The sequence below is a fragment of the Pseudomonas sp. S11P7 genome, from assembly GCF_023195435.1.
In the GTDB taxonomy this organism is placed as follows: domain Bacteria; phylum Pseudomonadota; class Gammaproteobacteria; order Pseudomonadales; family Pseudomonadaceae; genus Aquipseudomonas; species Aquipseudomonas fluorescens_G.
In genome coordinates this window covers 4,317,591-4,344,585 of record NZ_JALPKS020000002.1, presented here as the reverse complement: position 1 = coordinate 4,344,585, position 26,995 = coordinate 4,317,591, and the positions used below count along the sequence as shown (strand labels likewise).

The following is a 26,995-nucleotide window of genomic DNA, read 5'->3' as shown; positions in this document are numbered from 1 at the left end:
AACCAAAAGTTATTGAACAACGAAATAATCGTAGCGCATCGAAATGGTGGTCTCGAACGGCTCGGCCTGTTCGATCACCGCCGCGCGACGCTCGGCACTGGCGCGCCAGCCGTGGGGTGTCATCGCCAACAGGTTGGCGCGATCCTCGGGCTTGTCCAGCGTCAGTTTGAATTCCAGGGTTTCACTGTGCGCCAGCGCCATGCCTTCGGGCACCAGGGCCAGATGCTTGTCGTCGGTGTATTCGCGCACTTCGTCATACAGGCGTTCGCGCAGCTCCATCAGATGGCCGCGGGTCGGGCCGACTTTCATCAGACCGCCGCCCACGCTGAGCAGACGCTTGGCCTCATCCCAGTCCAGCGGGCTGAAAACGCTGGCGAGAAACTGGCAACTGCCCGACGCCAACGGCACGCGCGCCATGCTGGCGATCAACCAGCTGATCGCCGGGTTACGCTTGCAGGCGCGTTTGACGGCTTCGCGGGAGATATCCAGCGCGTAACCGTCGGCGTCCGGCAGGGCTTCGGCGATCTGCGCGGTGTAGTAACCCTCGCCACAACCGATATCGACCCAGCGATCCGGCGCATAACCGGCCGCCAGTTCAGCCAGGCGCCTGGCCACCGGTGCGTAATGCCCGGCGTTCAGAAAGTCGCGGCGCGCCTCGACCATCGCCTGATTGTCGCCTGGATCACGGCTGTTCTTGTGCTGCACCGGCAACAGGTTCAGGTAACCCTGACGCGCTCGGTCGAAGCGGTGGCCGGCAGGGCAGACCACGCCGTTATCCACCGCGTTCAGCGGTTCACTGCAGAGGGGGCAAGCGAGCATCAGGCGAGCAACTTGATCAGGGTCTGGTAGTAGATCTCGGTCAGCACATCGAGGTCCGCCGCCAGAACGCGCTCGTTGACCTGGTGAATGGTCGCGTTGACCGGGCCCAGTTCAACCACTTGCGTGCCCATGGTCGCGATGAAGCGGCCATCGGAAGTCCCGCCGCTGGTGGACGCCTTGGTCTCGCGACCGGTGATGGTCTTGATGCTCGCCGACACCGCGTCGAGCAGTGCGCCCGGTTCGGTGAGGAACGGCAGACCGGACAGCGCCCAGTCGATGTGCCAGTCCAGATCGTGCTTGTCGAGGATATCGGCGACGCGTTTCTGCAGGCCTTCAACGGTCGATTCGGTGGAGAAGCGGAAGTTGAACACCGCCACCAGATCGCCCGGAATCACGTTGGTCGCGCCGGTGCCGGAATTGACGTTGGAAATCTGGAAACTGGTCGGCGGGAAGAAATCGTTGCCGTGATCCCAATGCTCGGCGGCAAGTTCGGCTAGTGCCGGGGCGGCGAGGTGGATCGGGTTTTTCGCCAGATGCGGGTAGGCGACGTGCCCTTGAATACCCTTGACCGTAAGCTTGGCGCCGAGCGAGCCGCGACGGCCATTCTTGACCACGTCGCCGACGAGCGTGGTGCTCGACGGTTCGCCGACGATGCACCAGTCCAGACGTTCATTGCGTGCAGCGAGACGCTCAACCACCGCTTTAGTGCCATGATGCGCCGGGCCTTCTTCGTCGCTGGTGATCAGGAACGCGACCTTGCCCTTGTGGTTCGGGTAATCGGCGACGAAACGCTCGGCGGCGACGGTCATCGACGCCAGGCTGCCTTTCATGTCCGCCGCACCACGGCCGCAGAGCATGCCGTGTTCGTCAATCACCGCGTTGAACGGGTCGATCTGCCACGCGCTGACCGGGCCGGTCGGCACCACGTCGGTGTGGCCGGCGAAGCACAGCACCGGGCCGTCACCGTTGCCGTGGGTAGCCCAGAAGTTATCCACATCTTCGATGCGCATCGGCTCAAGCGTGAAACCGGCATCGCCCAGGCGCTGCATCATCTGCTTCTGGCAATCGGCGTCGACCGGCGTCACGGACGGACGGCGGATCAGGTCGATGGCGAGCTGGAGGGTCGGCGAAAGGTCGGCGTGGGCCGTCATGGAAAACTCCGGAATCATGAATTTGCGCGAGGGCCAATGTAGGAGCGAGCCTGCTCGCGAAAGCGGTGTACCAGGCAACATAGAGGTTGAATGTTACAAGGCCTTCGCGAGCAGGCTCGCTCCTACAGGGGATTGGGTTCGGTCAGTCAGACCCTGTATGCCGCCAAGCCCCGCAAAATGGCGGTTATCTTAAAGCAAAACGGCGACCATTGGCCGCCGTTTAGTGCATCGGTGCCGATTTAGACGACCGGTGCCGGTTCCTGCACGGCGGCAGGTTTGGGCAGCGACGACAGGAACGCCATGATCAGCGCCGCCAGATACGGCAGCGACTGCACCAGCAGCATCACCACCCAGAAGCGCATGTCATTGCTCGGCATGCCGTTGACCAGAAAGATCCCCAGCGCCGCGCCCCACAACAGCAGCATGATGAACACTTCCTCGCGCGCTTCGGAAATCGCCACCCAGAAACCATGGTTGTCGGCGTTTTTCGGTGTGCGGAAGAATGGAATGCTGCTGGTGAAGAAGCCGTACAGCACCGCTTTGGCGATGGTGTGCGACAACGCCAGCCCGGCCAGCGCCGCGCAGAACGCATCCTTGAGGTTGACGCCGACGGCGCGACGATAAAGGAAGATGATCTTGCCGACCTTGAACACAAACAGTGCCAGTGGCGGGATCGCGAAGATCAACAGCGGCGGATCGACCCGTTGCGGCACGATGATCATCGCCGCCGACCACAACAGCGCGCCGACGGTGAAGAAGATGTTCATGCCATCGGCAACCCATGGCAGCCAGCCGGCGAGGAAGTGGTAGCGCTGGCCGCGGGTCAGCTCGGTGTCCTTGCCGCGCAGCAGGCTGGCGGTGTGGCGCTTGATGATCTGGATCGCGCCATAGGCCCAGCGGAAACGCTGTTTCTTGAAATCGATGAACGTGTCCGGCATCAGGCCTTTGCCGTAGCTGTCGTGGTAATACGCCGCCGACAGGCCTTTTTCGAACACGCGCAGACCCAGCTCGGCATCTTCACAGATGCACCAGTCGGCCCAGCCCAATTCTTCCAGGACCGAACGGCGGGTCATGGTCATGGTGCCGTGCTGAATGATCGCGTCACGGTCGTTGCGGGTGACCATGCCGATGTGGAAGAAGCCTTTGTACTCGGCGTAGCAGAGCTTCTTGAAAGTGCTTTCGTTCTGGTCGCGATAATCCTGCGGCGACTGCACCACAGCGATTTTCGGGTCGGCAAAGTGCGGCACCATGTGCTTGAGCCAGTTCGGGTGCACGCAGTAATCGGAGTCGATCACCGCGATCACTTCGGCGTCCTTGGCGGTGTGCGGAATCAGGTAGTTCAGCGCGCCACCCTTGAACCCGGCCAGCGGCGCGACGTGGAAGAACTTGAAACGCGGGCCGAGGGTCGCGCAGTAGTCGCGTACCGGCTCCCACACCGCCGGGTCCTTGGTGTTGTTGTCGATGATCAGCACTTCGTAGTCTGGATAATCGAGGGCGGCGAGGGCGTCGAGGGTCTGTTTGACCATCTCCGGCGGCTCGTTGTAGCACGGCACATGGATCGAGACTTTCGGGCGATAGCTGGAGTCGCCAACCACCGGCAGGAATTCACGGCGACGCTTGTGAATCCACACCGCTTCGGCCAGTTCATGGGCCTCGGTCAGCAGCACGATGAACACGCCGAGCGCACCGAGGGCCAGAAGAAACCCGACCGTCAGGCTGAACCACGTGCTGTATTGCTGGCTGTAGTCGTAGCCGATGTACACCAGCACCGAACCGCAGAGGAACGCGATAAAGGTCAGGAACGTGCGGCCGCGCTGGCGCAGGGCCGAGCCGTCGATCATCAGCAGGGTGAGCGACAACAGCGCCAGCACCACCGAGCCGATGGCCAGTACGCGCCACTGCGGAATCGCCACCACCGGGCCTTCGAAATTGAATTTCTGCTGGCGCGCAGCGTTGAACACGCCCCAGTAAGCGCCGACCGAGCCTTCGTCACTGGCCTTCCACGGCTGATCGAATGCTTCGATCACGAAATAGTTGAAGCCCTGACGGTTAAGCTTGTTGACCAGAGTACGCAGATAAATGGCCTGGTCGGCCGGCGACGCATCAGCACCACCGCGCATGCGGCCATTGCTCGGCCAGCCGACTTCGGAAAGCAGCAGCGGCTTTTTCGGGAACAGCTTCTTCAGATCACGCGCGCGGTCGAAGACGAACTGCCCGGCCTTGTCGACCGGAATGAATTCCCAGTACGGCAGAACGTGGGCGGCAATCAGGTCGACGTGCTTGGCCAGTTGCGGGTATTTCTCCCAGATGTGCCATTGCTCGGACGTCGTCACCGGTACTTTGACCGCAGCACGTACGCGATCCAGCAGAACGATCAGCGCTTCGGGGGTGATTTCTTCACGGAACAGCGCCTCGTTGCCGACCACCACGCGCACTACGCTGCGCGAGGTGTTGGCCAGTTCGATGGCTCTGGCGATTTCCCGTTCGTTGCGTTCCTGGTCGGGGCTGATCCAGATACCGAGGGTGACGCGCAAGCCGAACTCTTCAGCCAGTTTCGGAATGTCGCCCAGCGAGCCGTCGACCGAGTAGATGCGGATGTTGTCCGTCAGCTTGCTCATGATCTCCAGATCGCGGCGCATTTCGTCGTCAGTCGGATACTGATCTTTCTGTGGGAATTGTCCCTGCTGGAATGGCGAATAAGAGAAACCAGAGATCTGCTCCGGCCAGTTCGGCGCTGACACCGGGCGGTTGATCAACGCCCAGAAACCGCTGAAAAGCGCAGCGATGGCCAGCACGACCACCAGGTTGAGTCCAAATTTACGCGATGACATAGCTATTTCGGGTTCCAAAGGCTGTGGAACGAAGGATCGGTCGGCTAGACGCCCGAGGGGCGCGCATCCTACACCGGCGGTTAACCAGTCGTACAACTGACGGGAAAATGCCTGACATTGGGCAGTCGTCTCTGACTTAAGTTCTTACACTTGTCGCTTGCAGCTTAAAACTTGTCGCTGCGTAGCCCTATAATGCGCGCCGGTTTTTGGGGTAATGGTCATGAGTACAGAAGATCCGCGGTTTGCAGGCATCGCCCGTTTGTATGGCATCGAAGGCCTGGAACGCTTGCGCGCCGCCCATGTGGCGATCGTCGGTGTCGGCGGTGTCGGTTCCTGGGCGGCGGAAGCCATGGCCCGTTGTGGTGTCGGCGAGATTTCGCTGTTCGACCTCGACGACGTCTGCGTCAGCAACGCCAACCGGCAGTTGCATGCGCTGGACAGCACCGTCGGCAAGCCCAAGGTCGAGGTGATGGCCGAGCGTCTGCGAGGGATCAACCCGGACTGCACCGTGCATGCGGTCGCGGATTTCGTCACCCGTGACACCATGGCCGAATACATCACGCCGAACATCGACTGCGTGATCGACTGCATCGACGCCGTCAACGCCAAGGCAGCGCTGATCGCCTGGTGCAAGCGGCGCAAGATCCAGATCATCACCACCGGCGGCGCCGGTGGGCAGATTGACCCGACGCTGATTCAGGTCTGCGATCTGAACCGCACCTTCAACGACCCGCTGGCTTCGAAAGTGCGCTCGACATTGCGCCGCGATTACGGCTTCTCGCGCACCGTGACCCGGCATTACAGCGTGCCGTGCGTGTTTTCCACCGAACAGCTGCGTTATCCGAAGCCGGACGGCAGCATCTGTTTGCAGAAGAGTTTTGTCGGCGACGGCGTGAAGCTCGACTGCGCCGGCGGGTTTGGCGCGGTGATGATGGTCACGGCAACGTTCGGCATGGTCGCGGCGACGAAGGCTGTGGACAAGATTGTTGCCGGAGTGCGGCGGCCTTCGGACCGTATCAAGCCGCAGTGACCGTTCCCACGCTCTGCGTGGGACATGCCTCAACGGACGCTCCGCGTTCGGCTCTGGATGGGACGCAGAGCGTCCCTGGCTGCATTCCCACGCAGAGCGTGGGAACGATCGAAACCTCAGCTTGATGTTGGGGCTGCTGGCCTCATCGCTGGCAAGCCAGCTCCCACAGGTATTGGGTAAGTTCACTGCATCTATGAACACCACCGAACCCTGTGGGAGCTGGCTTGCCAGCGATGGCGATTAGCCTGCCAACTCATTCATCCGCTTGAGCACGGCATTGAGGCCATTGCTGCGCGAAGGCGATAGCTGGCGCGAAAGGCCGAGTTGATTGAACCACTCTGGCAGATCCACCTGCTGCAATTTAGCCGCCGACAAGCCGTTCACCCGCAACAGCAACAATGCGACCAGCCCACGAATCATCCGTGCATCGCTGCTCGCCCTGAATTGCCAATGCCCGTCGCGCAGCTCACCCACCAGCCACACCTGACTTTCACAGCCATGCACGCGGTTGGCCTCGCATTTCTGCGTGTCATCCATCTGCGCCAAGCGATCACCGAACTGCATCAGCAACCGCGCCCGCTGCTCCCAGCCCGCCGCGTTCTGAAACGTCTGCAGCGCTTCGGCTGCTTCAACCGGCAGGCTCATCGCAACATCTCCAGCGCCTGATCCAGCGCCTCAAAAAAGCGCTCCAGATCTTCCGAATCGTTGTACAGCGCCAGCGACACACGAATTGCCCCGGCCAGTTCGAAGCTTTTCATCAGCGGCATCGCGCAGTGATGCCCGGCGCGCACGGCGATGCCCTGTTCGGTGAGCAGATGCGCCAGATCAGCGTTATGCACACCCTCGACGACGAAACTGGCCAGTGCCAGTTGCGGCTTGCCGAGCAGGCGGATGCCGTTGCGCGCGGCGAGACCGCGCAGCAAGTAGTCATGCAGCGCTGCCTCATGGGCGGACACCGCGTCTTGATCCAGGCCGGCGAGGTAATCAAGGGTGGCGCCGAGGCCGATCACGCTGGCAATCGGCGGGGTGCCCGCCTCGAAACCCAGCGGCGCCGGGCGAAAGCGCGAGTCGTGATAGTTGGCCTCCAGCACCATCTCGCCGCCAAACTGCCACGGCTTGAGCTGCGCAAGCGCAGCATTGCGCCCGAACAGCACGCCGAGGCCATCGGGGCCATACAGCTTGTGGCTGGAAAACACATAAAAGTCGCAACCCAGCGTTTGCACGTCGTGCCGACCGTGAACCACACCTTGCGCGCCATCGACCACGGTCAGCGCGTTTTGCGCTTTGGCCATGCCCAGCAAAGCGGTCAGTGGCTGCCAGGCGCCGAGTACGTTGGACAACTGACTCACCGCCAGCAAACGCGTGCGCGGGCCGATCAGGTGCACCGCAGCGCCAAGGTCGATCAAGCCGTCAGCGTCCAGCGGCAGGATCACCAGTTTCAACTGACGCCGCAGGGCCAGTTGCTGCCATGGCAACAAATTGGCGTGATGCTCCAAGGCGCTGATGACAATTTCATCGCCCGGCTGGAAGTGCTCTTCAAGCCCATAAGCCAGAAGGTTCAGCGCGCTGGTGGCGCCGTGGGTAAAGATGATCTGCCCGCTGTCACCGGCGTTCAGCCACTGCGCAACCTTATGGCGACTGTCTTCGAACGCTTGCGTGGCATGCGCGCCGGGCAGGTGCTGCGCGCGGTGCACATTGGCCGCACCGTTGGCGTAGTAATGCGTCAGCGCATCGAGCAGGGCTTGGGGTTTTTGCGTGGTGGCGGCGTTGTCCAGATAGGTCTGGTCTTGCCGTTGCAGGGCGGCGATGGCCGGAAAATCGGCGCGCCAGGGGGAGGGAATCATCATGTGTTCAGCCCTGTGAAATTGGGCGGGGTGTACGCTGCCCCTGTAGGAGTGAGCCTGCTCGCGATGGCGGTGTGTCAGTCAACCTTGCAGCTACTGATCCAGCGCCATCGCGAGCAGGCTCACTCCTACAATGAGTCGACCGCGTGCTTAGTTGTGAGCGTGCAGCGCTTCGTTCAGTTCGATCGCCGATTTGTGGGTCTTGCACTCCACGGCACCGGTTTCCGAATTGCGACGGAACAGCAGATCCGACTGACCGGCCAGTTCACGCGCTTTGACAACCTTGACCAGATTGTTGTGCTCATCGAGCAGCGCGACCTTGGTGCCGGCGGTCACATAAAGACCCGACTCAACGGTGTTGCGGTCGCCCAACGGGAAGCCGATACCAGCGTTGGCGCCGATCAGGCAGCCTTCGCCGACCTTGATCACGATGTTGCCGCCGCCCGACAGGGTGCCCATGGTCGAGCAACCGCCGCCCAGGTCCGAGCCCTTGCCGACGAACACGCCAGCCGAGACGCGGCCTTCGATCATGCCCGGGCCTTCGGTGCCGGCGTTGAAGTTGATGAAGCCTTCGTGCATGACGGTGGTGCCTTCGCCGACGTAGGCGCCCAGACGCAGACGCGCGGCGTCAGCGATACGCACGCCGGCCGGAACCACGTAGTCGGTCATTTTCGGGAACTTGTCCACCGAGAACACTTCCAGCAGCTCGCCGCGCAGACGCGCTTCCAGTTGCATTTCCGCCAGTTCGCTCAGGTCGATGGCGCCCTGGCTGGTCCACGCGACGTTCGGCAGCAGCGGGAAGATGCCGGCCAGGCTGACGCCGTGTGGCTTGACCAGACGGTGCGACAACAGGTGCAGCTTGAGGTAGGCCTCAGGCGTCGAAGTCAGCTGTGCGTCTTCAGCCAGCAGCGTGGCGACCAGCGGCTTGTGGCTCTCGGCCAGACGGGTCAGCAGCTTGCCTTGCACGGCGTCGATGCCTTTTACCGCTTCGGCCAGTTGCGCAGCCTGGGCGGTGGTGAAGGTGATGGCCTGGTTGCCTTCGGTGTAACCGAGGATCGGTGCAACGGCAGCGACCAGTTCGGCCGAAGGGTTGAGCAGGGGCTGTGCGTAAAACACTTCCAGCCACGCGCCTTGACGGTTCTGGGTGCCGATACCGAAGGCAATGCTGAACAGGGAATTGGACATGGGAATACCTCTACAAAGAGTGACGGGCTGCTTACTTCAGAGCGGCCGCGTAGATATCTGGCTTGAAGCCAATCAGGGTTCGGTCACCGAGATCGAGCACCGGGCGCTTGATCATCGAGGGTTGCGCGAGCATCAGCTCGATGGCTTTCGACTGGTCGAGATCGGCTTTGCGTTCGTCGTCGAGTTTGCGAAAGGTCGTGCCTGCGCGGTTCAGCACAGTCTGCCAGCCGTGTTCGTCACACCATTGGGTCAGGTGCTCACGGTCGATACCGGCGGTCTTGTAATCATGAAAATCGTAGCTGACAGCGTGTTCATCGAGCCAGGTGCGCGCCTTTTTCATGGTGTCGCAGGCTTTGATGCCGAAAAGGTGCAATGTTTTGCTTGAAACGGCCAAGGAATCGCCCCCTTTGCAGGTGCTGGAAAAAAATGGTGTCGGATTATGCCATGACCAAACGGTTTAGTCGGCCACGGTTGTCGTAACGCTATAAAACCTGTGGGAGCGAGCCTGCTCGCGAAGGGGCCATGTCAGCAGGTATCAATGTTGGCGGGTATACCGCATTCGCGAGCAGGCTCGCTCCCACAGGTTGATTTGGTCCAACCGTGCGACATAGGTGCAACGGTAAGACCCATCCTGTGCGGTTAATATGGCAATTGAACGCTGTCGATGGTCCGGAATCTACGCTTTATGCAAACTGCTTACACCGTCCTGATCCTGCTCATGCTGGTCGGCGTCTCCCGTCTGATCGGCCGGGTCGTTCCGCTGCCACTGCCCCTGGTGCAAATCGCCGCCGGCGCCTTGCTTGCCTGGCCGACTCTTGGCCTGCATGTGGCGCTCGACCCCGAGTTGTTCCTGTTTCTGTTCCTGCCACCGTTGCTGTTTTCCGATGGCTGGCGCATGCCTAAACGCGCATTCTGGCAATTGCGCGGGCCGATCCTGACACTGGCGGTGGGGCTGGTGCTGTTTACCGTGGTCGGCGCCGGGTATTTCATTCATTGGCTATTGCCGACGATTCCGCTGCCGGTGGCGTTTGCCCTGGCCGCCGTGCTATCGCCAACCGATGCCGTGGCCGTCTCGGCCATTGCGCAAAATCGCTTGCCGACTCCGCTGATGCATATATTGCAGGGCGAGGCATTGATGAACGATGCCTCGGGCCTGGTGACGTTCAAGTTCGCCCTTGCGGCTGCCATCACCGGGGTGTTCTCACTGACCAACGCTGGTTTGAGTTTCGTCGTGGTCGCCCTCGGCGGATTGGCCGTCGGCGTGGCCTTGAGCTGGCTGGTCGGGCGCCTGCGCGCCTGGATGATCGCTCGCGGATGGGACGACCCGGCCACGCACGTAGTGTTCATGTTGCTGCTGCCGTTCGCCGCGTATGTGCTGGCCGAACGTCTCGGCGTGTCGGGTATTCTTTCGGCGGTGGCGGCGGGGATGATGCAGAGCTGGCTCGATCTGCTGCCACGACAGACCAGCACGCGGCTGCTCAATCGCAGCGTCTGGTCGCTGCTCGAATTTGCCTTCAACGGTTTGATCTTCCTGCTGCTCGGCCTGCAATTGCCGGACATCATCAAAGCCGTGGTCAGCCACGAGCCGACCTTGTGGCCAACGCTTTTTTATCGTTGCCTCGACGTGGTGGCGATTTTCCTCGCGTTGGTATTGCTGCGCTTTGTCTGGGTGCAGAGCATCTGGCGCTTGTCGGTATTGCTGCGTCGTTTGCGCGGCAAAGGCGAGCTGACTCAAGTACCGACCGCGCGCTCCTGCTGGTTGCTGACGGTTGGCGGCGTGCGCGGGGCGGTGACGCTGGCGGGGGTGATGTCGGTGCCGATGCTGATCGGCGCGCAGGCGTTTCCCGAGCGTGATCTGCTGATCTTTATCGCTGCTGGAGTCATTCTGCTGTCGCTGGTCTCGGCGTGCATCGCTTTGCCGCTGCTGCTGCGCGGTATCGAAAAGAGCCCCGACGACAAACGCCGTCAGGAGGTGCGCGACGCCTGGCGCAAAACCGCCGAGGCGGCGATTCATGCACTCGAGACCGAGGAGGCCGTTCCCCAGGACGCCGCTCAAGCGGCACTGGCGACCGAACTGAAGGCGCGGATCATGTCCGAATATCGCCATCAGCTCGACGTGTTCAATGATTCGGCGGAGGCGCAGGCATTGGCCTTCCAGATGGATCTGCTCGAGCGGCGCTTACGGTTGAAAGCGCTGCGGGCGCAGCGTCTGGAGTTGTACAGCCTCAGTCGTCATCACCAGATCGGTGATGACGTCCTTAGAGAAGTGCTTGGCGAACTGGACTTGAGCGAGGCCAATCTGGGGCAGGTGAAATAACAGGCGCATTGCCCGCACCAGAAGCTCCGGTGCGGGCATTGGCCGGTTATTGCTGGCGGGTGACGAACGCGCGAATACGCTCCGCCGCTTCAACACATTCGGCCAGCGGCGCAACCAGCGCCATGCGCACCCGACCCGCGCCCGGGTTGACGCCGTCGACATCGCGGGACAAGTAGGAACCTGGTACCACGGTCACGTGCTCCTGCTCGAACAGATCACGGCAGAACGCTGCGTCGTCACCTTGCACGTTCGGCCACAGGTAAAAGCTGCCGTCCGGGCGTTGTACATCCATCACCGGGCTGAGGATTGCCAGCACAGCATCGAACTTCTCGCGGTACAGCGCGCGGTTGGCGCGTACGTGAACTTCATCGTTCCACGCGGCCACGCTGGCCAGTTGCGTTTGCACCGGCATCGCGCAGCCGTGGTAGGTGCGATACAGCAGGAAGCCTTTGAGGATGTCGGCGTCACCGGCAACAAAACCGGAACGCAGGCCCGGCAGGTTGGAGCGCTTGGACAGGCTGTGGAACACCACGCAACGCTTGAAGTCCTGGCGGCCCAGTTCAACGCAGGCCGTGAGCAAACCCGGCGGCGGGGTTTGTTCGTCGAAATACAGTTCGCTGTAGCACTCGTCGGCGGCGATCACGAAGTCGTACTGGTCGGCCAGCGCAATCAGCTTTTTCAGGGTTTCAACCGGGATCAACGCGCCGGTCGGGTTGCCCGGCGAACACAGAAAGAGGATCTGGCAGCGCTTCCAGATGTCCGGGGAAACCGCATCGAAGTCCGGGTTGAAGCCATTCTCGTCGAGGCATGGCAGGTAATGCGGCTTGGCCCCGGCAAGAAACGCCGCGCCTTCGTAGATCTGATAGAACGGGTTAGGGCTGACCATCAGCGCATCGTCACCACGGTTGACCACGGTCTGGGTGAACGCGAACAGCGCTTCACGGGTGCCGTTGACCGGCAACACATTGCGCGCCGGATCGATCCAGCGGTTCGGCACGCCGAAACGCCGCTCGCACCAACCGGCGATGGCTTCACGCAGGGCCGGGATACCGAGGGTGGTCGGGTACACCGCCATTTGGTCGAGACTGTTGGCCAGTGCTTCGGCGACAAAACTCGGCGAACGGTGTTTCGGCTCGCCGATCGACAGGGCGATCGGGCGCTTGTCCGGGTTCGGCGTCACGGTGCCGAGCAGGGCGCGCAGTTTTTCAAACGGGTACGGCTGGAGCTGGTTCAGAGCGTTGTTCATGGGGGCCTCGGTCAATGTGGGGCAAGACTCCAGAACTGAGCCGTTCACCAAACCTGTAGGAGTGAGCCTGCTCGCGATGAGGGCCGCACATTCAATATTTATGCAAGCCGGTGCATCGCCATCGCGAGCAGGCTCACTCCTACAAGGGTTTCGGTTAACAGGCTGAAGTCGGAGTGTTCCTTCCCACCGGGGTAATGGATGGGTTCAGATACTGATTCGGGACAGCTTGATATCCGGTTCCTGGTTGACGCTCAACTGCTCGACGATCGCATCCTGCAGGCGGCTGCACAGCAAGGGATCGGACAGCGGTTGATTGTGCGCGTCGGTGATGAAGAACACGTCTTCCACGCGCTCGCCCAGAGTCGCAATCTTGGCGTTCTGCAGCGACAGGTCGAACTCGAGGAAAATCCCGCCGATCCGCGCCAGCAGTCCCGGGCGATCAGGCGCCGTCAGTTCGAGTACGGTCACCGGGCGCTGCGCATCGTTGTGAATCGTCACCTGCGGCGCAAAAGCGAAATGCTTGAGCTGGCGCGGCACGCGGCGCTGGATGATCGTCGGGTAGTCGTCCGGGTCACGCAGGGCTTCGGTCAGGCCTTCGCGGATCTGCTTGACCCGCGTCGGGTTGTCGCCGATCGACTCACCTTCGTTGTCGAGCACGATGTAGGTGTCGAGGGTGAACTGGCTGCTGGAGGTGATGACGCGGGCGTCGTGAATGTTCAGGTTCAACTGGTCCATGGCCGCCACGGTCACCGCGAAAAAGTCATGCTGATCGGGAGCATAAATGAAGATCTGCGTGCCGCCCTCGAACTCGCGCTGGGTGGTCTCCTTGATCAGCACCAGCGGCCCGCCATCGACCGGCTGCTGCAGGATCGCATCGCTGTGCCAGGCCACGTCGCCCGCGGTGTGGCGCAGGAAATAGTCATCGCCCAATTGCGCCCACAACTGCTCGACATCGTCCGGGTCGGTGCCGCCGCGGACCAGGATATCCAGCGCGGCGCTTTGCGTCTGGCGGATCTGTTCTTCGCGATCCACCGGATTTTCCAGACCACGGCGCAGGGCGCGTTTGGTCTCGGTGTAGAGCTGGCGCAGCAGGCTGGCGCGCCATGAATTCCACAGCGTCGGATTGGTCGCGTTGATATCCGCCACGGTCAGCACGTAGAGATAGTCGAGACGGGTTTCATCGCCCACCGCCAAGGCAAAGTCGTGAATCACCTGCGGATCGGACAAATCCTTGCGCTGGGCGGTCGTCGACATCACCAGATGGTTCTGCACCAGCCAGACGATCAGGCGGCTGTCCCACACCGGCAACTGGTGGCGCTGGCAGAACGCCTCGGCATCGACCGCGCCGATTTCCGAGTGGTCGCCATGCCGACCTTTACCGATGTCGTGGTACAGGCCCGCCATGTAGATCAGCTCGGGCTTGGGCAGCTTGGCCATCAGCTTGGCGGCCAGCGGGAATTTCTCCGACACCTGGGTGTACTGCAGTTTACGCAGGTGCTTGATCAGGTTCAGCGTGTGCGCATCGACCGTATAGATGTGGAACAGGTCGTGCTGCATCTGCCCGACGATAAAACCGAACTCCGGCAGATAACGGCCAAGAATGCCGTAACGGTTCATCCGGCGCAGGTTGCGGTGGATGCCGATCTTGCACTTGAACAGCTCGATGAACAGGCTGGTGTTGCGAATATCGTTGCGGAAGTTGTCGTCGATCAGGTGGCGGTTTTCGCGCAGCAGACGAATGGTGTCAGCGCGCACGCCCTTGATTTCCGGCTGCTGGGCCATCAGCACGAAAATTTCCAGCATGGCGAACGGCGTGCGGCGGAACACGTTGTCGTTGCGCGCCTCGATATAGCCGTCGTGCAGCTGAAAGCGCGAGTTGATCGGCTGCGGCGGCGCTTCGTCTTCCGGGGCGAGGATGACTTCTTCGAAGTGCTGGATGATCAAATCGCTGAGCTGAGCAATGCTCATGACCGTGCGGAAGTACTGCTGCATGAAGTTCTCGACCGCCTGCTTGGCGTCGTCGCCTTCAAATCCGAGCAGGCCGGCGATGGTTCGCTGGTGATCGAACAGCAAGCGGTCCTCGGAACGGCCGGCGAGCATGTGCAGGGCGTAACGCACTTTCCAGAGAAATTCCTGGGAGGAGGCGAGCAGGGCGTTTTCGCTCTCGACCAGGAAACCTTCGCCGGCGAGGGCGCGCAGGTTCAGGGTGCCGTACTGACGCCGGGCCACCCAGAGAATCGTCTGGATGTCGCGCAGACCGCCGGGCGAGCCTTTGACGTTGGGTTCAAGGTTGTATTCGGTGTCGTTGTACTTGTGGTGGCGAGCCTTTTGTTCGGTACGCTTGGCCAGGAAGAACTCCTTGGCCGGCCACATGTGGGCGGTGCTGGTGACGTCGAGCATGCGCTGGCGCAGGCGCTCGGGGCCACAGATCGTGCGGCTCTCCATCAGATTGGTGACCACGGTTAGATCGGCGCGGGCCTCTTCGGCGCATTCGTCAACCGAACGCACGCTCTGCCCGACTTCCAGACCTATGTCCCATAGCAATGTAAGAAAGCGCTCGATGGAGTCGCGGAAAATTTCGTGGTCGGCGCTGTCGAGCAGGATCAGCAAATCGATGTCGGAGTACGGATGCAGTTCGCCACGTCCGTAGCCGCCGACCGCGACGAGCGCGATGTCGGCGTCTTCGCTCCAGTCGAACTGCTCCCAGGCCTTTTGCAGGATGTTATCGACGAACCAGGCACGGTCTTCGATCAGACGGCGAATGTCGCGGCCGTTGCGAAAACGCGTGTCGAGGACCTCGCGGGCCTGGCGGATCGCCTTCTTGAACGCCGCGATAGGACTCGCTTTGAGGGCCAGTTCAGCCTGGAACTGGCCGCGGTCGAAGAGTTCGGGATCCACCTGCGGCATCGATTGGCTTTCCTTTATATGAGGCTGGGCGCGTTTATTTGATCAGGCCGAGACGCGCGGGATGGTGTCATCGCTGCGCAAGGTGAAGATCTCATAGCCGGTGTCGGTCACCAACAGCGTGTGTTCCCACTGCGCCGAAAGCTTGCGGTCTTTGGTGATCGCGGTCCAGCCGTCGCCCAGGACTTTGGTGTCGGCCTTGCCCTGGTTGATCATCGGCTCGATGGTGAAGGTCATCCCGGCCTTCAGTTCCATGCCGGTGCCGGCGCGGCCGTAGTGCAGGATCTGCGGCTCTTCGTGGAACACCTTGCCGATGCCGTGGCCGCAGAATTCGCGGACCACCGAGAAGCCATTCTTCTCGGCATGTTTCTGGATCACTTCGCCAATGTCGCCGAGGCGGCAGCCGGGTTTGACGATCTCGATCGCCTTGTACATGCATTCCTGGGTGATCTGCGACAGGCGCTCGGCCCACACCGGCACTTCGCCGACATGAAACATACGGCTGGTGTCGCCGTGATAGCCGTCCTTGATCACGGTGACGTCGATGTTCAGGGTGTCGCCGTTTTTCAGCGGTTTGTCATTCGGGATGCCGTGGCACACCACATGATTGATCGAGGTGCAGATCGACTTCGGGTAGCCCTTGTAATTGAGCGGGGCGGGAATCGCTTGCTGCACGTTGACGATGTAGTCGTGGCAGATCTGGTTCAACTGATCGGTGGTCACGCCCGGTTTGACATGTTCGGCAATCATTTCCAGCACATCGGCGGCCAGTTTGCCGGCGACACGCATGCCAGCGATGTCCTCGGGGGTTTTGAGGTTGACGGTCATACAGGCTCTCTCTGCGCTCGGCGGCGCTTGCGGATACGAACAGGGTGGCGGTGTGGAAGGAGCCACCTGAAAAACGCGATTCTAACAGACGCACGGCGCAATTCAGCGCCGGCATGCATCGCTTCTCTCTATAGAATGGTGCGCCTTGGACCGATTCCAAGGGGTTGCGTGCATGTCCCTGGTGCGAATACAGATTTCGGGTTCCGTTTCTGCGCACCCTGTGGTATAAAATGCGCCGCTTTCCGGGGATGCCCCGAAAGGCTTAAATCCACACACGTGTCGACACGATGACCTGGGTGCCCTTGGCTTGATGCCATTGGTTGGTCATTGGGATACGTGGAGGCCAAACCCGACTTATCAAGGAACTATCATGTCCCAAGTCAATATGCGCGATATGCTGAAGGCCGGTGTGCACTTCGGTCACCAGACCCGTTACTGGAACCCGAAAATGGGCAAGTACATTTTCGGCGCGCGCAACAAGATTCACATCATCAACCTTGAAAAAACCCTGCCAATGTTCAACGAAGCTCTGACTTTCGTAGAGCGTCTGGCCCAGGGCAAAAACAAGATTCTGTTCGTCGGCACCAAGCGTTCCGCTGGCAAGATCGTTGCTGAAGAAGCAGCACGTTGCGGTTCGCCGTACGTCGATCACCGCTGGTTGGGCGGCATGCTGACCAACTTCAAGACCATCCGTGCTTCCATCAAGCGTCTGCGTGACCTTGAAGTTCAAGCCGAAGACGGTACTTTCGCCAAGCTGACCAAGAAAGAAGCGCTGATGCGCTCCCGTGACCTGGAAAAGCTGGATCGTTCGCTGGGCGGCATCAAGGACATGGGCGGTCTGCCAGACGCACTGTTCGTGATCGACGTTGACCACGAGCGCATCGCGATCACCGAAGCCAACAAGCTGGGCATCCCGGTCATCGGCGTTGTCGATACCAACAGCAGCCCGGAAGGCGTTGACTACATCATCCCAGGCAACGATGACGCAATCCGCGCTATCCAGCTGTACATGGGTTCGATGGCTGACGCAGTAATCCGCGGTCGCAACAACGTTGCTGGCGGTACTGTAGAATTCGCAGCTGAAGAAACTCAGGCTGCAGCTGAGTAATTGACGCCCTGGCGTTGACTCAGTAAGCAAAAAGGGGGCTTGGCCCCCTTTTTGCCACCTCGAAAACCATTTGTCGGCGCCCACGGCACTGTTTGTAATGTGCGGCAGCTAACAAGGGTGGTTCGGGAAGAATTGAACGCCCGTTCGGTCGGGTGGAATGGTTGAAAACCTATCCAAGAGGAATTTGAAAATGGCAGCAATTACTGCAGCGTTGGTCAAAGAACTGCGCGAGCGTACCGGCGAAGGCATGATGGACTGCAAGAAAGCCCTGGAAAAGGCTGACGGCGACATCGAAAAAGCCATTGATGACATGCGTGCTTCGGGCGCCATCAAGGCTGCGAAAAAAGCCGGCAACGTTGCCGCTGAAGGCGCAATCGCCATCAAATCGAATGACAAGGCAGCCGTGCTGCTGGAAGTCAACTCGCAGACCGACTTCCTGGCCCTGCAAGACGATTTCAAAAACTTCGTTGCTGCCAGCGTAGAAAAAGCTTTCGACGAAAAACTGACCGACGCAGCTCCGCTGATCGCCGCTCAGGAATCGGCTCGTGAGGCTCTGGTTGCCAAAGTCGGCGAGAACGTCAACATCCGTCGTCTGGTACGTGTAGAAGGTGACGTTGTCGGCACTTACCTGCACGGTAACAAGATCGGTGTTGCTGTTGTCCTGAAAGGCGGTGACGTCGAGCTGGCCAAAGACATCGCAATGCACGTTGCAGCAAGCAACCCGGAATTCCTGCTGCCTTCGCAAGTCTCCGACGAAGCGATCGAGCGAGAGAAAGCTGTGTTCCTGCAGTTGAACGAAGAGAAGATCAAAGGCAAGCCAGAAAACATTGTTGAGAACATGGTCAAAGGCCGTATCAGCAAGTTCCTGGCAGAAGCAAGCCTGGTCGAGCAGGCATTCGTCAAGAATCCTGAAGTCAAGGTTGGCGAACTGGCCAAGAAAGCCGGTGCTGAAATCGTTTCCTTCACTTACTTCAAAGTAGGCGAAGGCATCGAGAAGCCGGTCGACAACTTCGCTGAAGAAGTTGCTGCCCAGCTGGCTGCCGCCAAGCAATAAGACGGTTTTTCAACTGTCGCCCGAAAGAGGCTGCCCGCTCACGCGCGCAGCCTCTTTTCAGATCGGGTACCAGTTTTTTATTGGTTTCCGCTTGGAACTGACTTACAAAGCCATGTTCCGATGGCGCTGAAGCAGCGCCAAGCTAGAGTGAACGGCAGCTGTAAACAGCTCGCACAGAATTTTAAATACGCCGCAGGAGAGATTCGCAATGGCTCAGCAGGGCAGTGGTTATCAGGCTCGCTATAAACGCATTCTACTCAAGCTTAGCGGCGAGGCCTTGATGGGCTCGGAAGAGTTCGGGATCGATCCAAAAGTGCTGGATCGGATGGCGCTGGAAGTCGGCCAGTTGGTCGGTATCGGCGTACAGGTCGGTCTGGTGATCGGCGGTGGCAACCTGTTCCGCGGTGAAGCCTTGAGCAAAGCCGGCATGGATCGGGTGACAGGCGACCACATGGGCATGCTGGCCACTGTGATGAACGCTCTGGCCATGCGCGATGCGCTGGAACGTGCCAATATCTCGGCCATCGTCATGTCGGCCATTTCCATGGTCGGCGTGACCGATCACTACGATCGCCGCAAAGCCATGCGCCACCTGAACTCCAAGGACGTGGTGATCTTCGCGGCCGGTACCGGCAACCCGTTCTTCACCACGGATTCGGCAGCCTGCCTGCGCGCAATCGAAATCGACGCCGATGTCGTGCTCAAGGCGACCAAGGTTGATGGTGTTTACACCGCAGATCCATTCAAAGACCCGCATGCCGAGAAGTTCGATCATCTGACTTATGATGAAGTACTGGATCGCAAGCTGGGTGTCATGGACCTGACCGCTATCTGCCTGTGCCGCGATCACAAGATGCCGTTGCGCGTCTTCAACATGAACAAACCGGGCGCCCTGCTGAACATCGTTCATGGCGGCGCTGAAGGGACTTTGATCGAGGAAGTTCAACAATGATCAACGAAATCAAGAAAGACGCCCAGGCGCGTATGCAGAAATCGCTGGAGTCTCTGGCCCACGCTTTTGGCCAGATCCGCACCGGCAAGGCTCACCCGAGCATTCTGGGCAGTGTCATGGTGCCTTATTACGGTACTGACACCCCGTTGAGCAGCGTCGCCAATGTCACCGTAAAAGACTCGCGCACCCTGCAGGTCGTGGCGTTCGAGCGCAACATGCTCGCGGCCGTCGACAAGGCGATCCAGAGCGCCGGCCTGAACCTCAACCCGACCAACCTTGGCGAATTGCTGCTGATCCCGATGCCGGCCCTCACTGAGGAAACGCGCAAAGGCTTCACCAAGCAGGCCCGTAGCGCAGCGGAAGACGCGCGTGTTGCGGTGCGCAACATCCGTCGCGACGCGTTGGGTGATCTGAAGAAGCTGGTCAAGGACAAGGAAATCAGTGAAGACGAAGAGCGTCGTGCGATCGCTGATATCGATAAGCTGACCAAGGAATCCGAGGCCCAGATCACCAAGGCCACGGACGAGAAAGAAAAAGACCTGATGGCCGTATAAGGGTCGAGCTTTAAATGGACAAGACCAAGCAGTCTGCGCCGTCCGCGGTGCCGCGCCATGTCGCGATCATCATGGATGGCAACAATCGCTGGGCGAAAAAACGCTTCATGCCGGGTGTCGCCGGGCATAAAGCGGGCGTGGATGCGGTGCGTGCCGTGATCGAGGTGTGCGCCGAGGCCAAGGTCGAGGTGCTCACCCTGTTCGCGTTTTCCAGTGAAAACTGGCAGCGTCCGGCTGACGAAGTCAGTGCGTTGATGGATCTGTTCTTCAAGGCATTGCGTCGTGAAGCCAAGCGCCTCAACGACAACAACATCAGCCTGCGCATCATTGGCGATCGCTCGCGTTTTCATCCTGAGCTTCAGGCAGCCATGCGCGAAGCTGAGGCGATGACGGCGGGCGCCAATCGCTTCATCCTGCAGATCGCCGCCAACTACGGCGGTCAGTGGGATATCGCACAGGCCGCGCAGCGTCTGGCTCGTGAAGTTCAGGCCGGGCACCTGCGCCCGGAGGACATCACTCCCGACCTGCTGCAAGCCTGCCTGGCAACCGGCGATCTGCCTTTGCCGGACCTGTGCATCCGCACGGGCGGCGAACACCGCATCAGCAATTTCCTGCTGTGGCAGCTGGCCTACGCCGAGTTGTATTTCTCCGACCTGTTCTGGCCGGACTTCAAACACGATGCCATGCGCAATGCGCTGGCTGATTTCGCATCGCGCCAGCGTCGCTTCGGTAAAACGAGCGAACAGGTCGAAGCTGGAGCCCGGGTTTAATGCTTAAACAACGAATCATCACTGCGCTGATCCTGCTGCCGATCGCCTTGTGCGGTTTTTTCCTGCTTCAGGGTGCCGGTTTTGCCCTGTTCATCGGGCTGGTCGTCAGCCTGGGTGCCTGGGAATGGGCGCGTCTGGCGGGCTTCACCGCACAATCGTTCCGCGTCGGCTTTGCCGCTGTGGTCGCCTTGATGTTGTTCGTCATGTACGTTTTGCCTGGCCTGGCCCCTTGGGTGCTGGGTGCATCGGTGATCTGGTGGGTCGTGGCCACGTGGCTGGTGCTGACTTATCCGCGTTCGAGCGGGCATTGGTCAACCGCTGCGACCAAACTGGTAATCGGCCTGCTGGTGTTGTTGCCGGCCTGGCAAGGGCTGGTGCTGATCAAGCAGTACCCGCTGGGTAACTGGCTGATCATGGCGGTGATGGTGCTGGTCTGGGGGGCCGATATTGGCGCTTATTTCTCGGGTCGCAAATTCGGCAAGCGCAAGCTGGCGCCGCAGGTCAGCCCGGGCAAAAGCTGGGAAGGCGTGTACGGCGGTCTGGCGCTGAGCCTGGTGATTACCGCGATTGTCGGGCTGGTGCGTGACTGGACCGTCGCCGAACTGCTCAAGGGCTTGATTGGCGCGGCCGTGATTGTATTCATCTCGGTGGTCGGCGATCTGACCGAAAGCATGTTCAAACGCCAGTCCGGCATCAAGGACAGCAGCAACCTGCTGCCTGGTCATGGTGGTGTGCTTGATCGTATCGACAGCCTCACGGCAGCGATTCCGGTATTTGCCGTGCTGCTGTGGATGGCCGCGCCGTGAGTCGCCCTCAGCAGATTAGCGTTCTGGGAGCGACAGGCTCGATCGGGCTGAGCACGCTCGACGTCATTGCCCGTCATCCTGAGCGATATCAGGTTTTCGCGCTGAGCGGTTTCAGTCGTCTGAGTGAGCTGTTGGCCTTGTGCGTGCGTCACGCGCCGCAATTTGCCGTGGTGCCGCAAGCAGCCGCCGCGCGCAGCTTGCAGGACGATTTGCGTGCCGCCGGTTTGTCGACCCAGGTGCTGGTGGGCGAGGAGGGCTTGTGTCAGATCGCCTCCGCGCCGGAAGTCGATGCGGTGATGGCGGCGATCGTCGGTGCGGCGGGATTGCGTCCGACCCTAGCGGCCGTCGAAGCGGGCAAGAAAATCCTGCTGGCCAATAAAGAGGCGCTGGTGATGTCCGGCGCCCTGTTCATGCAGGCCGTACGCAAGAGCGGTTCGGTGTTGCTGCCGATCGACAGCGAGCACAACGCGATTTTCCAGTGCATGCCTCAGGATTTTGCCCGTGGGTTGGGTGCGGTCGGTGTACGGCGGATTTTACTCACAGCCTCAGGCGGTCCGTTCCGACAGACGCCGATGAGCGAACTGGCGCATGTTTCACCAGATCAGGCCTGCGCGCATCCGAACTGGTCGATGGGGCGCAAGATTTCCGTCGATTCGGCGAGCATGATGAATAAAGGCCTCGAGCTGATCGAAGCCTGCTGGTTGTTCGACGCCAAGCCTGCGCAGGTCGAGGTGGTGATCCACCCGCAGAGCGTGATCCACTCGCTGGTCGATTACGTCGACGGCTCGGTACTGGCGCAGTTGGGTAATCCCGACATGCGTACGCCGATCGCCAGCGCGCTGGCGTGGCCGGAGCGTATCGATTCCGGGGTAGCGCCGCTGGATCTGTTCGCCATTGCACGGCTGGACTTCGAAGCGCCGGATGAAGGGCGCTTCCCTTGCCTGCGTCTGGCGCGGCAAGCTGCGGAGGCGGGCGACAGCGCTCCGGCGATGCTCAATGCGGCCAACGAAGTGGCGGTACAGGCGTTTCTCGACGGACGGGTCCGGTACCTGGAAATCGCGAGTATCATCGAGGAGGTCTTGAGCCTCGAACCGGTGGTGGCCCTGGCTGATCTCGAGGCGGTGTTTACTGCCGATGCCAAGGCGCGTGATCTGGCGCGGCAGTGGCTAAAGCGTCACGATCGATAGAATTTGCAATACATTGGCTGCACGCGGCACTGAACAGGATTGCGGAGAAAGTAGATGAGCGCGCTCTATATGATTGCCGGCACCCTGATTGCTCTGGGTGTGCTGGTCACCTTCCACGAATTCGGCCACTTCTGGGTCGCGCGGCGCTGTGGCGTCAAGGTTTTGCGCTTTTCCGTAGGCTTCGGCATGCCACTGCTGCGCTGGCATGACAAGCAGGGCACCGAATTCGTGGTTGCCGCGATCCCGCTGGGCGGCTACGTCAAAATGCTCGACGAGCGTGAAGGCGAAGTCCCGGTCGATCAGCTCGATCAATCGTTCAACCGTAAATCCGTGCGTCAGCGTATCGCCATTGTTGCCGCCGGCCCTGTGGCCAATTTTCTTTTGGCGCTGGTGTTTTTCTGGGTGCTGGCCATGCTCGGCAGCGAGCAGGTGCGCCCGGTCATCGGTGCGGTCGAGTCGGGCAGTATCGCCGCCAAGGCCGGTTTGAATGCAGGCGAGGAAATCGTCGCCATCGATGGCGAGCCGACTTCCGGGTGGGCCGCTGTCAATCTGCAGTTGGTGCGACGTCTTGGCGAGAGCGGCTCTTTGCAATTGCTGGTGCGCGAGCAAGGCTCTACCGCGGATTCTCCACGTGTATTGGCACTGGATAACTGGCTCAAGGGTGCCGATGAGCCGGATCCGATTCGTTCTCTGGGGATTCGGCCATGGCGCCCGGCGTTGCCTCCGGTACTCGCTGAGCTCGACCCGAAAGGCCCGGCGCAGGCTGCAGGCCTGAAGACCGGTGATCGCTTGCTGGCCCTGGATGGCCAGCCATTGAACGACTGGCAGCAAGTAGTCGATACCGTTCGTACGCGTCCTGATACCAGAATCATGCTGCGCATCGAGCGTGACAATGCTCAAATCGACGTCCCGGTGACCTTGGCCGCGCGCGGTGAAAGCAAGGCGCCGAGCGGTTATCTGGGCGCGGGTGTCAAGGCAATCGACTGGCCACCGGAGATGATTCGCGAGGTCAGTTACGGCCCGTTGGCGGCAATTGGCGAGGGCGCCCGTCGCACTTGGACCATGAGCATTCTGACCCTCGATTCACTGAAGAAAATGCTGTTCGGCGAGCTCTCGGTAAAAAACTTGAGTGGACCGATAACCATTGCTAAAGTGGCGGGCGCTTCTGCCCAGTCGGGCGTCGCTGATTTCCTGAATTTCCTTGCTTATCTGAGTATTAGCCTGGGGGTTCTGAATTTGCTGCCCATTCCTGTACTGGATGGGGGGCATTTGTTGTTTTATCTGATCGAGTGGGTGCGTGGTCGCCCCTTGTCGGATCGGGTGCAAGGTTGGGGGATACAGATCGGTATCAGTTTGGTGGTCGGGGTGATGTTGCTTGCTCTGGTCAACGATCTGGGTCGACTGTAACGCTTCGCTGAATTGCGAATCTGCCGCATTTTGCGGCAGTTTGTTTATTGCCAGTTGGAATAAGAAAGGACTTCATGAAACGTCTGCTGCTAACTGCGGTTCTCACCGTATTGATGATCGCCGAAGTTCACGCCGAGTCCTTCACTATCTCTGATATTCGCGTCAATGGCCTCCAGCGGGTCTCCGCGGGTAGTGTCTTTGGTGCCTTGCCGTTGAACGTCGGCGAGCAGGCGGATGATCGTCGCCTGGTGGAATCCACTCGTGCGCTGTTCAAAACCGGTTTCTTTCAAGATATCCAGCTGGGCCGCGAAGGCAACGTACTGGTGATCACGGTCGTCGAACGTCCGTCGGTTGCCAGTATCGAGATCGAAGGCAACAAGGCGATCTCGACCGAAGACCTGATGAAAGGCCTCAAGCAATCCGGTCTGGCCGAAGGCGAGATCTTCCAGCGCGCCACCCTCGAAGGCGTGCGTAACGAGCTGCAGCGTCAGTACGTCGCACAGGGTCGTTACTCGGCTACCGTCGATACCGAAGTGGTTTCGCAACCGCGTAACCGCGTTGGTCTGAAAGTGAAGATCAACGAAGGCACGGTTGCCGCGATTCAGCACATCAACGTGGTGGGCAATACGGTGTTCCCCGAGGAAGACCTGACCGACCTGTTCGAACTGAAAACCACCAACTGGCTGTCGTTCTTCAAGAACGATGACAAATATGCCCGTGAAAAACTGTCCGGTGACCTGGAGCGTCTGCGCTCCTACTACCTGGATCGCGGCTATATCAACATGGACATCGCTTCGACCCAGGTGTCGATCACCCCGGACAAGAAGCACGTCTACATCACCGTCAACGTCACCGAAGGCGAGAAGTACACCGTTCGTGACGTCAAGCTCAGCGGTGACCTGAAAGTCCCTGAAGACCAGATCAAATCCCTGCTGCTGGTGCAGAAGGGCCAGGTGTTCTCGCGCAAGCTGATGACCACCACTTCCGAACTGATCACCCGCCGTCTGGGTAACGAGGGTTACACCTTCGCCAACGTCAACGGCGTGCCTCAGCCGCATGATGACGACCACACTGTCGACATCCTGTTCGCGGTCGATCCGGGCAAGCGTGCCTACGTCAACCGCATCAACTTCCGCGGCAACACCAAGTCCGAGGACGAAGTGCTGCGTCGCGAAATGCGTCAGATGGAAGGTGGCTGGGCTTCGACTTACCTGATCGACCAGTCCAAGACCCGTCTTGAGCGTCTGGGCTTCTTCAAGGAAGTCAACGTCGAGACCCCGGCTGTTCCGGGTGTCGACGACCAGGTTGATGTGAACTACGCCGTTGAAGAGCAGGCGTCGGGTTCGATTACCGCCAGCGTCGGTTTCGCCCAGAGTGCCGGTCTGATCCTCGGTGGTTCGATCACCCAGAACAACTTCCTCGGTACCGGTAACCGCGTCAGCATCGGTCTGACCCGTAGCGAATATCAGAGCCGCTACAACTTCGGCTACGTTGATCCCTACTGGACCGCCGATGGCGTGAGCCTGGGCTACAACGCGTTCTATCGCACCACCGACTACGATGAGCTCGATGCCGATATCTCGAGCTACGCCGTAGACAGCCTGGGTGCCGGTGTGAACGTTGGCTATCCGATCAGCGAGACTTCGCGTCTGACCTTCGGTCTGTCCGCGCAGCAGGACAAGATCAACACCGGTCGCTACACCGTTGACGAGATCTTTGATTTCGTTGAAAAGGAAGGTGACAGCTACCTGAACTTCAAGGCGTCGGCCGGCTGGTCCGAGTCGACCCTGAACAAAGGCGTACTGCCGACCCGTGGTCGTTCCCAGAGCCTGACCCTGGAAAGCACCATCCCGGGCAGTGACCTGTCGTTCTTCAAGCTCGACTACCGCGGTCAGTTGTTCCAGCCGATCACTGAAAACTACACCCTGCGTCTGCATACCGAACTCGGTTACGGCGACGGTTACGGTTCGACCGATGGCTTGCCGTTCTATGAAAACTACTATGCTGGTGGTTTCAACTCGGTACGCGGCTTCAAGGACAGCACCCTCGGCCCGCGCAGTACGCCGAGCCGTGGTACCAACCCGGGCACCATCGCCGACCCGGATCAGGATCCACTGCCGTTCGGTGGTAACGTCCTGATTCAGGGTGGCGTGGAAGTCCTGTTCCCGCTGCCGTTCGTGAAAGATCAGCGCTCCCTGCGTACTTCGGTATTCTGGGATGTCGGTAACGTGTTTGACTCGCAGTGCAAGGACACTACGAACGCTAACGGTTCGTCGTCCAACACCAAGTGCAACGACATCAGTCTGAGCAACATGGCCAGTTCCGTGGGTGTGGGTGTGACCTGGGTCACCGCACTGGGTCCTCTGAGCTTCGCGTTGGCCATGCCGATCAAGAAACCGGATGACGCTGAAACTCAAGTGTTCCAATTCTCCCTCGGCCAGACGTTCTAAGCGTCTGACCCAAGATAACGACAATGGATTTTGTAGGAGTGCATCGTGCGTAAGTTGACTCAATTGGTTCTCCTGGCCTCCGTACTGGTGGCAGGCCCGGCATTTGCCGACATGAAAATTGCCGTTCTGAACTATCAAATGGCTCTGCTGGAATCCGACGCGGCGAAGAAATACGCCGTGGATGCCGAGAAAAAGTTCGGTCCGCAACTGACCAAACTGAAAACGCTGGAAAGCAGCGCCAAAGGTATTCAGGATCGTCTGATGGCCGGTGGCGACAAGATGCAGCAAGGCGAGCGCGAGCGTCTGGAGCTGGAATTCAAGCAAAAGGCCCGTGACTTCCAGTTCCAGTCCAAGGAGCTGAACGAAGCCAAAGCCGTTGCCGACCGCGAAATGCTCAAGCAGCTGAAGCCGAAACTGGACAGCGCTGTGGAAGAAGTCATCAAGAAAGGTGGTTTTGACCTGGTGTTCGAGCGTGGCGCAGTGATCGATGTCAAACCTCAGTACGACATCACGCGCCAGGTTATCGAGCGCATGAATCAGCTGAAGTAACCC

Annotated in this window: 22 protein-coding genes; 12 read left to right on the top strand and 10 right to left on the bottom strand. The window is 60.1% G+C overall.

Annotated features, from left to right (window positions below; genetic code table 11):
• Positions 1–9: 9 nt before the first annotated feature.
• The 3 genes from M0746_RS20135 to M0746_RS20125 all read right to left on the bottom strand — a co-directional run bounded on the left by M0746_RS20135 (position 10) and on the right by M0746_RS20125 (position 4,801).
• Complete coding sequence (locus M0746_RS20135; protein ID WP_208938552.1) at positions 10–819, bottom strand: putative RNA methyltransferase; 810 nt, start codon at positions 817–819, stop codon at positions 10–12.
• Positions 819–1,970, bottom strand: a complete 1,152-nt coding sequence (gene dapE / locus M0746_RS20130; RefSeq protein ID WP_208938551.1) for a succinyl-diaminopimelate desuccinylase — start codon at positions 1,968–1,970, stop codon at positions 819–821. Before dapE ends, M0746_RS20135 begins: the two co-directional genes overlap by 1 nt.
• 239 nt (positions 1,971–2,209) lie before the next feature.
• On the bottom strand, positions 2,210–4,801 hold the full coding sequence (locus M0746_RS20125) for a glycosyltransferase (protein ID WP_258450372.1): 2,592 nt from the start codon (positions 4,799–4,801) through the stop codon (positions 2,210–2,212).
• A 214-nt stretch (positions 4,802–5,015) separates the two neighbouring features.
• Between M0746_RS20125 and tcdA the strand changes: the two genes are divergently transcribed.
• On the top strand, positions 5,016–5,831 hold the full coding sequence (tcdA, locus tag M0746_RS20120) for a tRNA cyclic N6-threonylcarbamoyladenosine(37) synthase TcdA (RefSeq protein ID WP_258450371.1): 816 nt from the start codon (positions 5,016–5,018) through the stop codon (positions 5,829–5,831).
• Between the two features lie 240 nt (positions 5,832–6,071).
• Here the strand turns inward: tcdA and M0746_RS20115 are convergent, their stop codons facing one another.
• The 4 genes from M0746_RS20115 to M0746_RS20100 form a co-directional block, all read right to left on the bottom strand.
• Complete coding sequence (locus tag M0746_RS20115) at positions 6,072–6,476, bottom strand: SufE family protein (RefSeq protein WP_258450370.1); 405 nt, start codon at positions 6,474–6,476, stop codon at positions 6,072–6,074.
• Entirely contained in the window at positions 6,473–7,678 is a 1,206-nt protein-coding gene (locus tag M0746_RS20110) for an aminotransferase class V-fold PLP-dependent enzyme (protein ID WP_258450369.1), read from the bottom strand. Before M0746_RS20110 ends, M0746_RS20115 begins: the two co-directional genes overlap by 4 nt.
• A gap of 147 nt (positions 7,679–7,825) precedes the next feature.
• Positions 7,826–8,860, bottom strand: coding sequence for a 2,3,4,5-tetrahydropyridine-2,6-dicarboxylate N-succinyltransferase (gene dapD, locus M0746_RS20105; RefSeq protein ID WP_258450368.1), 1,035 nt, complete (start codon positions 8,858–8,860; stop codon positions 7,826–7,828).
• A gap of 31 nt (positions 8,861–8,891) precedes the next feature.
• The gene (locus M0746_RS20100) at positions 8,892–9,254 is read right to left on the bottom strand and encodes an ArsC family reductase (protein WP_093104271.1); all 363 of its coding nucleotides are present in this window, start codon (positions 9,252–9,254) and stop codon (positions 8,892–8,894) included.
• 291 nt (positions 9,255–9,545) lie between these two features.
• On the opposite strand from M0746_RS20100, the gene M0746_RS20095 reads away from it, so the two are divergent.
• The gene (locus tag M0746_RS20095; protein WP_258450367.1) at positions 9,546–11,177 is read left to right on the top strand and encodes a Na+/H+ antiporter; all 1,632 of its coding nucleotides are present in this window, start codon (positions 9,546–9,548) and stop codon (positions 11,175–11,177) included.
• Positions 11,178–11,223: 46 nt separating this feature from the next.
• Here the strand turns inward: M0746_RS20095 and dapC are convergent, their stop codons facing one another.
• The 3 genes from dapC to map all read right to left on the bottom strand — a co-directional run bounded on the left by dapC (position 11,224) and on the right by map (position 16,155).
• Complete coding sequence (gene dapC / locus M0746_RS20090) at positions 11,224–12,423, bottom strand: succinyldiaminopimelate transaminase (RefSeq protein WP_258450366.1); 1,200 nt, start codon at positions 12,421–12,423, stop codon at positions 11,224–11,226.
• Between the two features lie 204 nt (positions 12,424–12,627).
• Positions 12,628–15,330, bottom strand: a complete 2,703-nt coding sequence (locus M0746_RS20085) for a [protein-PII] uridylyltransferase (RefSeq protein ID WP_258450365.1) — start codon at positions 15,328–15,330, stop codon at positions 12,628–12,630.
• A gap of 42 nt (positions 15,331–15,372) precedes the next feature.
• Positions 15,373–16,155, bottom strand: a complete 783-nt coding sequence (map, locus tag M0746_RS20080) for a type I methionyl aminopeptidase (RefSeq protein WP_208938542.1) — start codon at positions 16,153–16,155, stop codon at positions 15,373–15,375.
• Between the two features lie 370 nt (positions 16,156–16,525).
• On the opposite strand from map, the gene rpsB reads away from it, so the two are divergent.
• The 10 genes from rpsB (at position 16,526) to M0746_RS20030 (ending at position 26,992) form a co-directional block, all read left to right on the top strand.
• The gene (gene rpsB, locus M0746_RS20075; protein WP_003222119.1) at positions 16,526–17,263 is read left to right on the top strand and encodes a 30S ribosomal protein S2; all 738 of its coding nucleotides are present in this window, start codon (positions 16,526–16,528) and stop codon (positions 17,261–17,263) included.
• Positions 17,264–17,453: 190 nt separating this feature from the next.
• Entirely contained in the window at positions 17,454–18,317 is an 864-nt protein-coding gene (tsf, locus tag M0746_RS20070; RefSeq protein WP_016771476.1) for a translation elongation factor Ts, read from the top strand.
• A 208-nt stretch (positions 18,318–18,525) separates the two neighbouring features.
• Entirely contained in the window at positions 18,526–19,269 is a 744-nt protein-coding gene (pyrH, locus tag M0746_RS20065) for a UMP kinase (RefSeq protein ID WP_011332683.1), read from the top strand.
• Positions 19,266–19,823 carry a ribosome recycling factor gene (gene frr, locus M0746_RS20060; protein ID WP_258450364.1) on the top strand — a complete coding sequence of 186 codons (558 nt, stop codon included), beginning with the start codon at positions 19,266–19,268 and terminating at the stop codon, positions 19,821–19,823. The genes pyrH and frr overlap by 4 nt, the downstream gene beginning before the upstream one ends.
• A 14-nt stretch (positions 19,824–19,837) precedes the next feature.
• The gene (uppS, locus tag M0746_RS20055) at positions 19,838–20,593 is read left to right on the top strand and encodes a polyprenyl diphosphate synthase (RefSeq protein ID WP_258450363.1); all 756 of its coding nucleotides are present in this window, start codon (positions 19,838–19,840) and stop codon (positions 20,591–20,593) included.
• The gene (locus tag M0746_RS20050; RefSeq protein WP_258450362.1) at positions 20,593–21,399 is read left to right on the top strand and encodes a phosphatidate cytidylyltransferase; all 807 of its coding nucleotides are present in this window, start codon (positions 20,593–20,595) and stop codon (positions 21,397–21,399) included. Before uppS ends, M0746_RS20050 begins: the two co-directional genes overlap by 1 nt.
• Positions 21,396–22,586 (top strand): 1-deoxy-D-xylulose-5-phosphate reductoisomerase, encoded by a 1,191-nt coding sequence (ispC, locus tag M0746_RS20045; RefSeq protein ID WP_258450361.1) that lies wholly within the window; start codon positions 21,396–21,398, stop codon positions 22,584–22,586. Before M0746_RS20050 ends, ispC begins: the two co-directional genes overlap by 4 nt.
• Positions 22,587–22,640: 54 nt before the next feature.
• Complete coding sequence (gene rseP / locus M0746_RS20040; protein WP_258450360.1) at positions 22,641–23,993, top strand: sigma E protease regulator RseP; 1,353 nt, start codon at positions 22,641–22,643, stop codon at positions 23,991–23,993.
• 74 nt (positions 23,994–24,067) lie between these two features.
• Positions 24,068–26,443, top strand: a complete 2,376-nt coding sequence (gene bamA / locus M0746_RS20035; RefSeq protein ID WP_208938537.1) for an outer membrane protein assembly factor BamA — start codon at positions 24,068–24,070, stop codon at positions 26,441–26,443.
• Positions 26,444–26,488: 45 nt separating this feature from the next.
• Positions 26,489–26,992 carry an OmpH family outer membrane protein gene (locus tag M0746_RS20030; protein WP_003222140.1) on the top strand — a complete coding sequence of 168 codons (504 nt, stop codon included), beginning with the start codon at positions 26,489–26,491 and terminating at the stop codon, positions 26,990–26,992.
• The last annotated feature ends 3 nt before the right edge of the window (positions 26,993–26,995 follow it).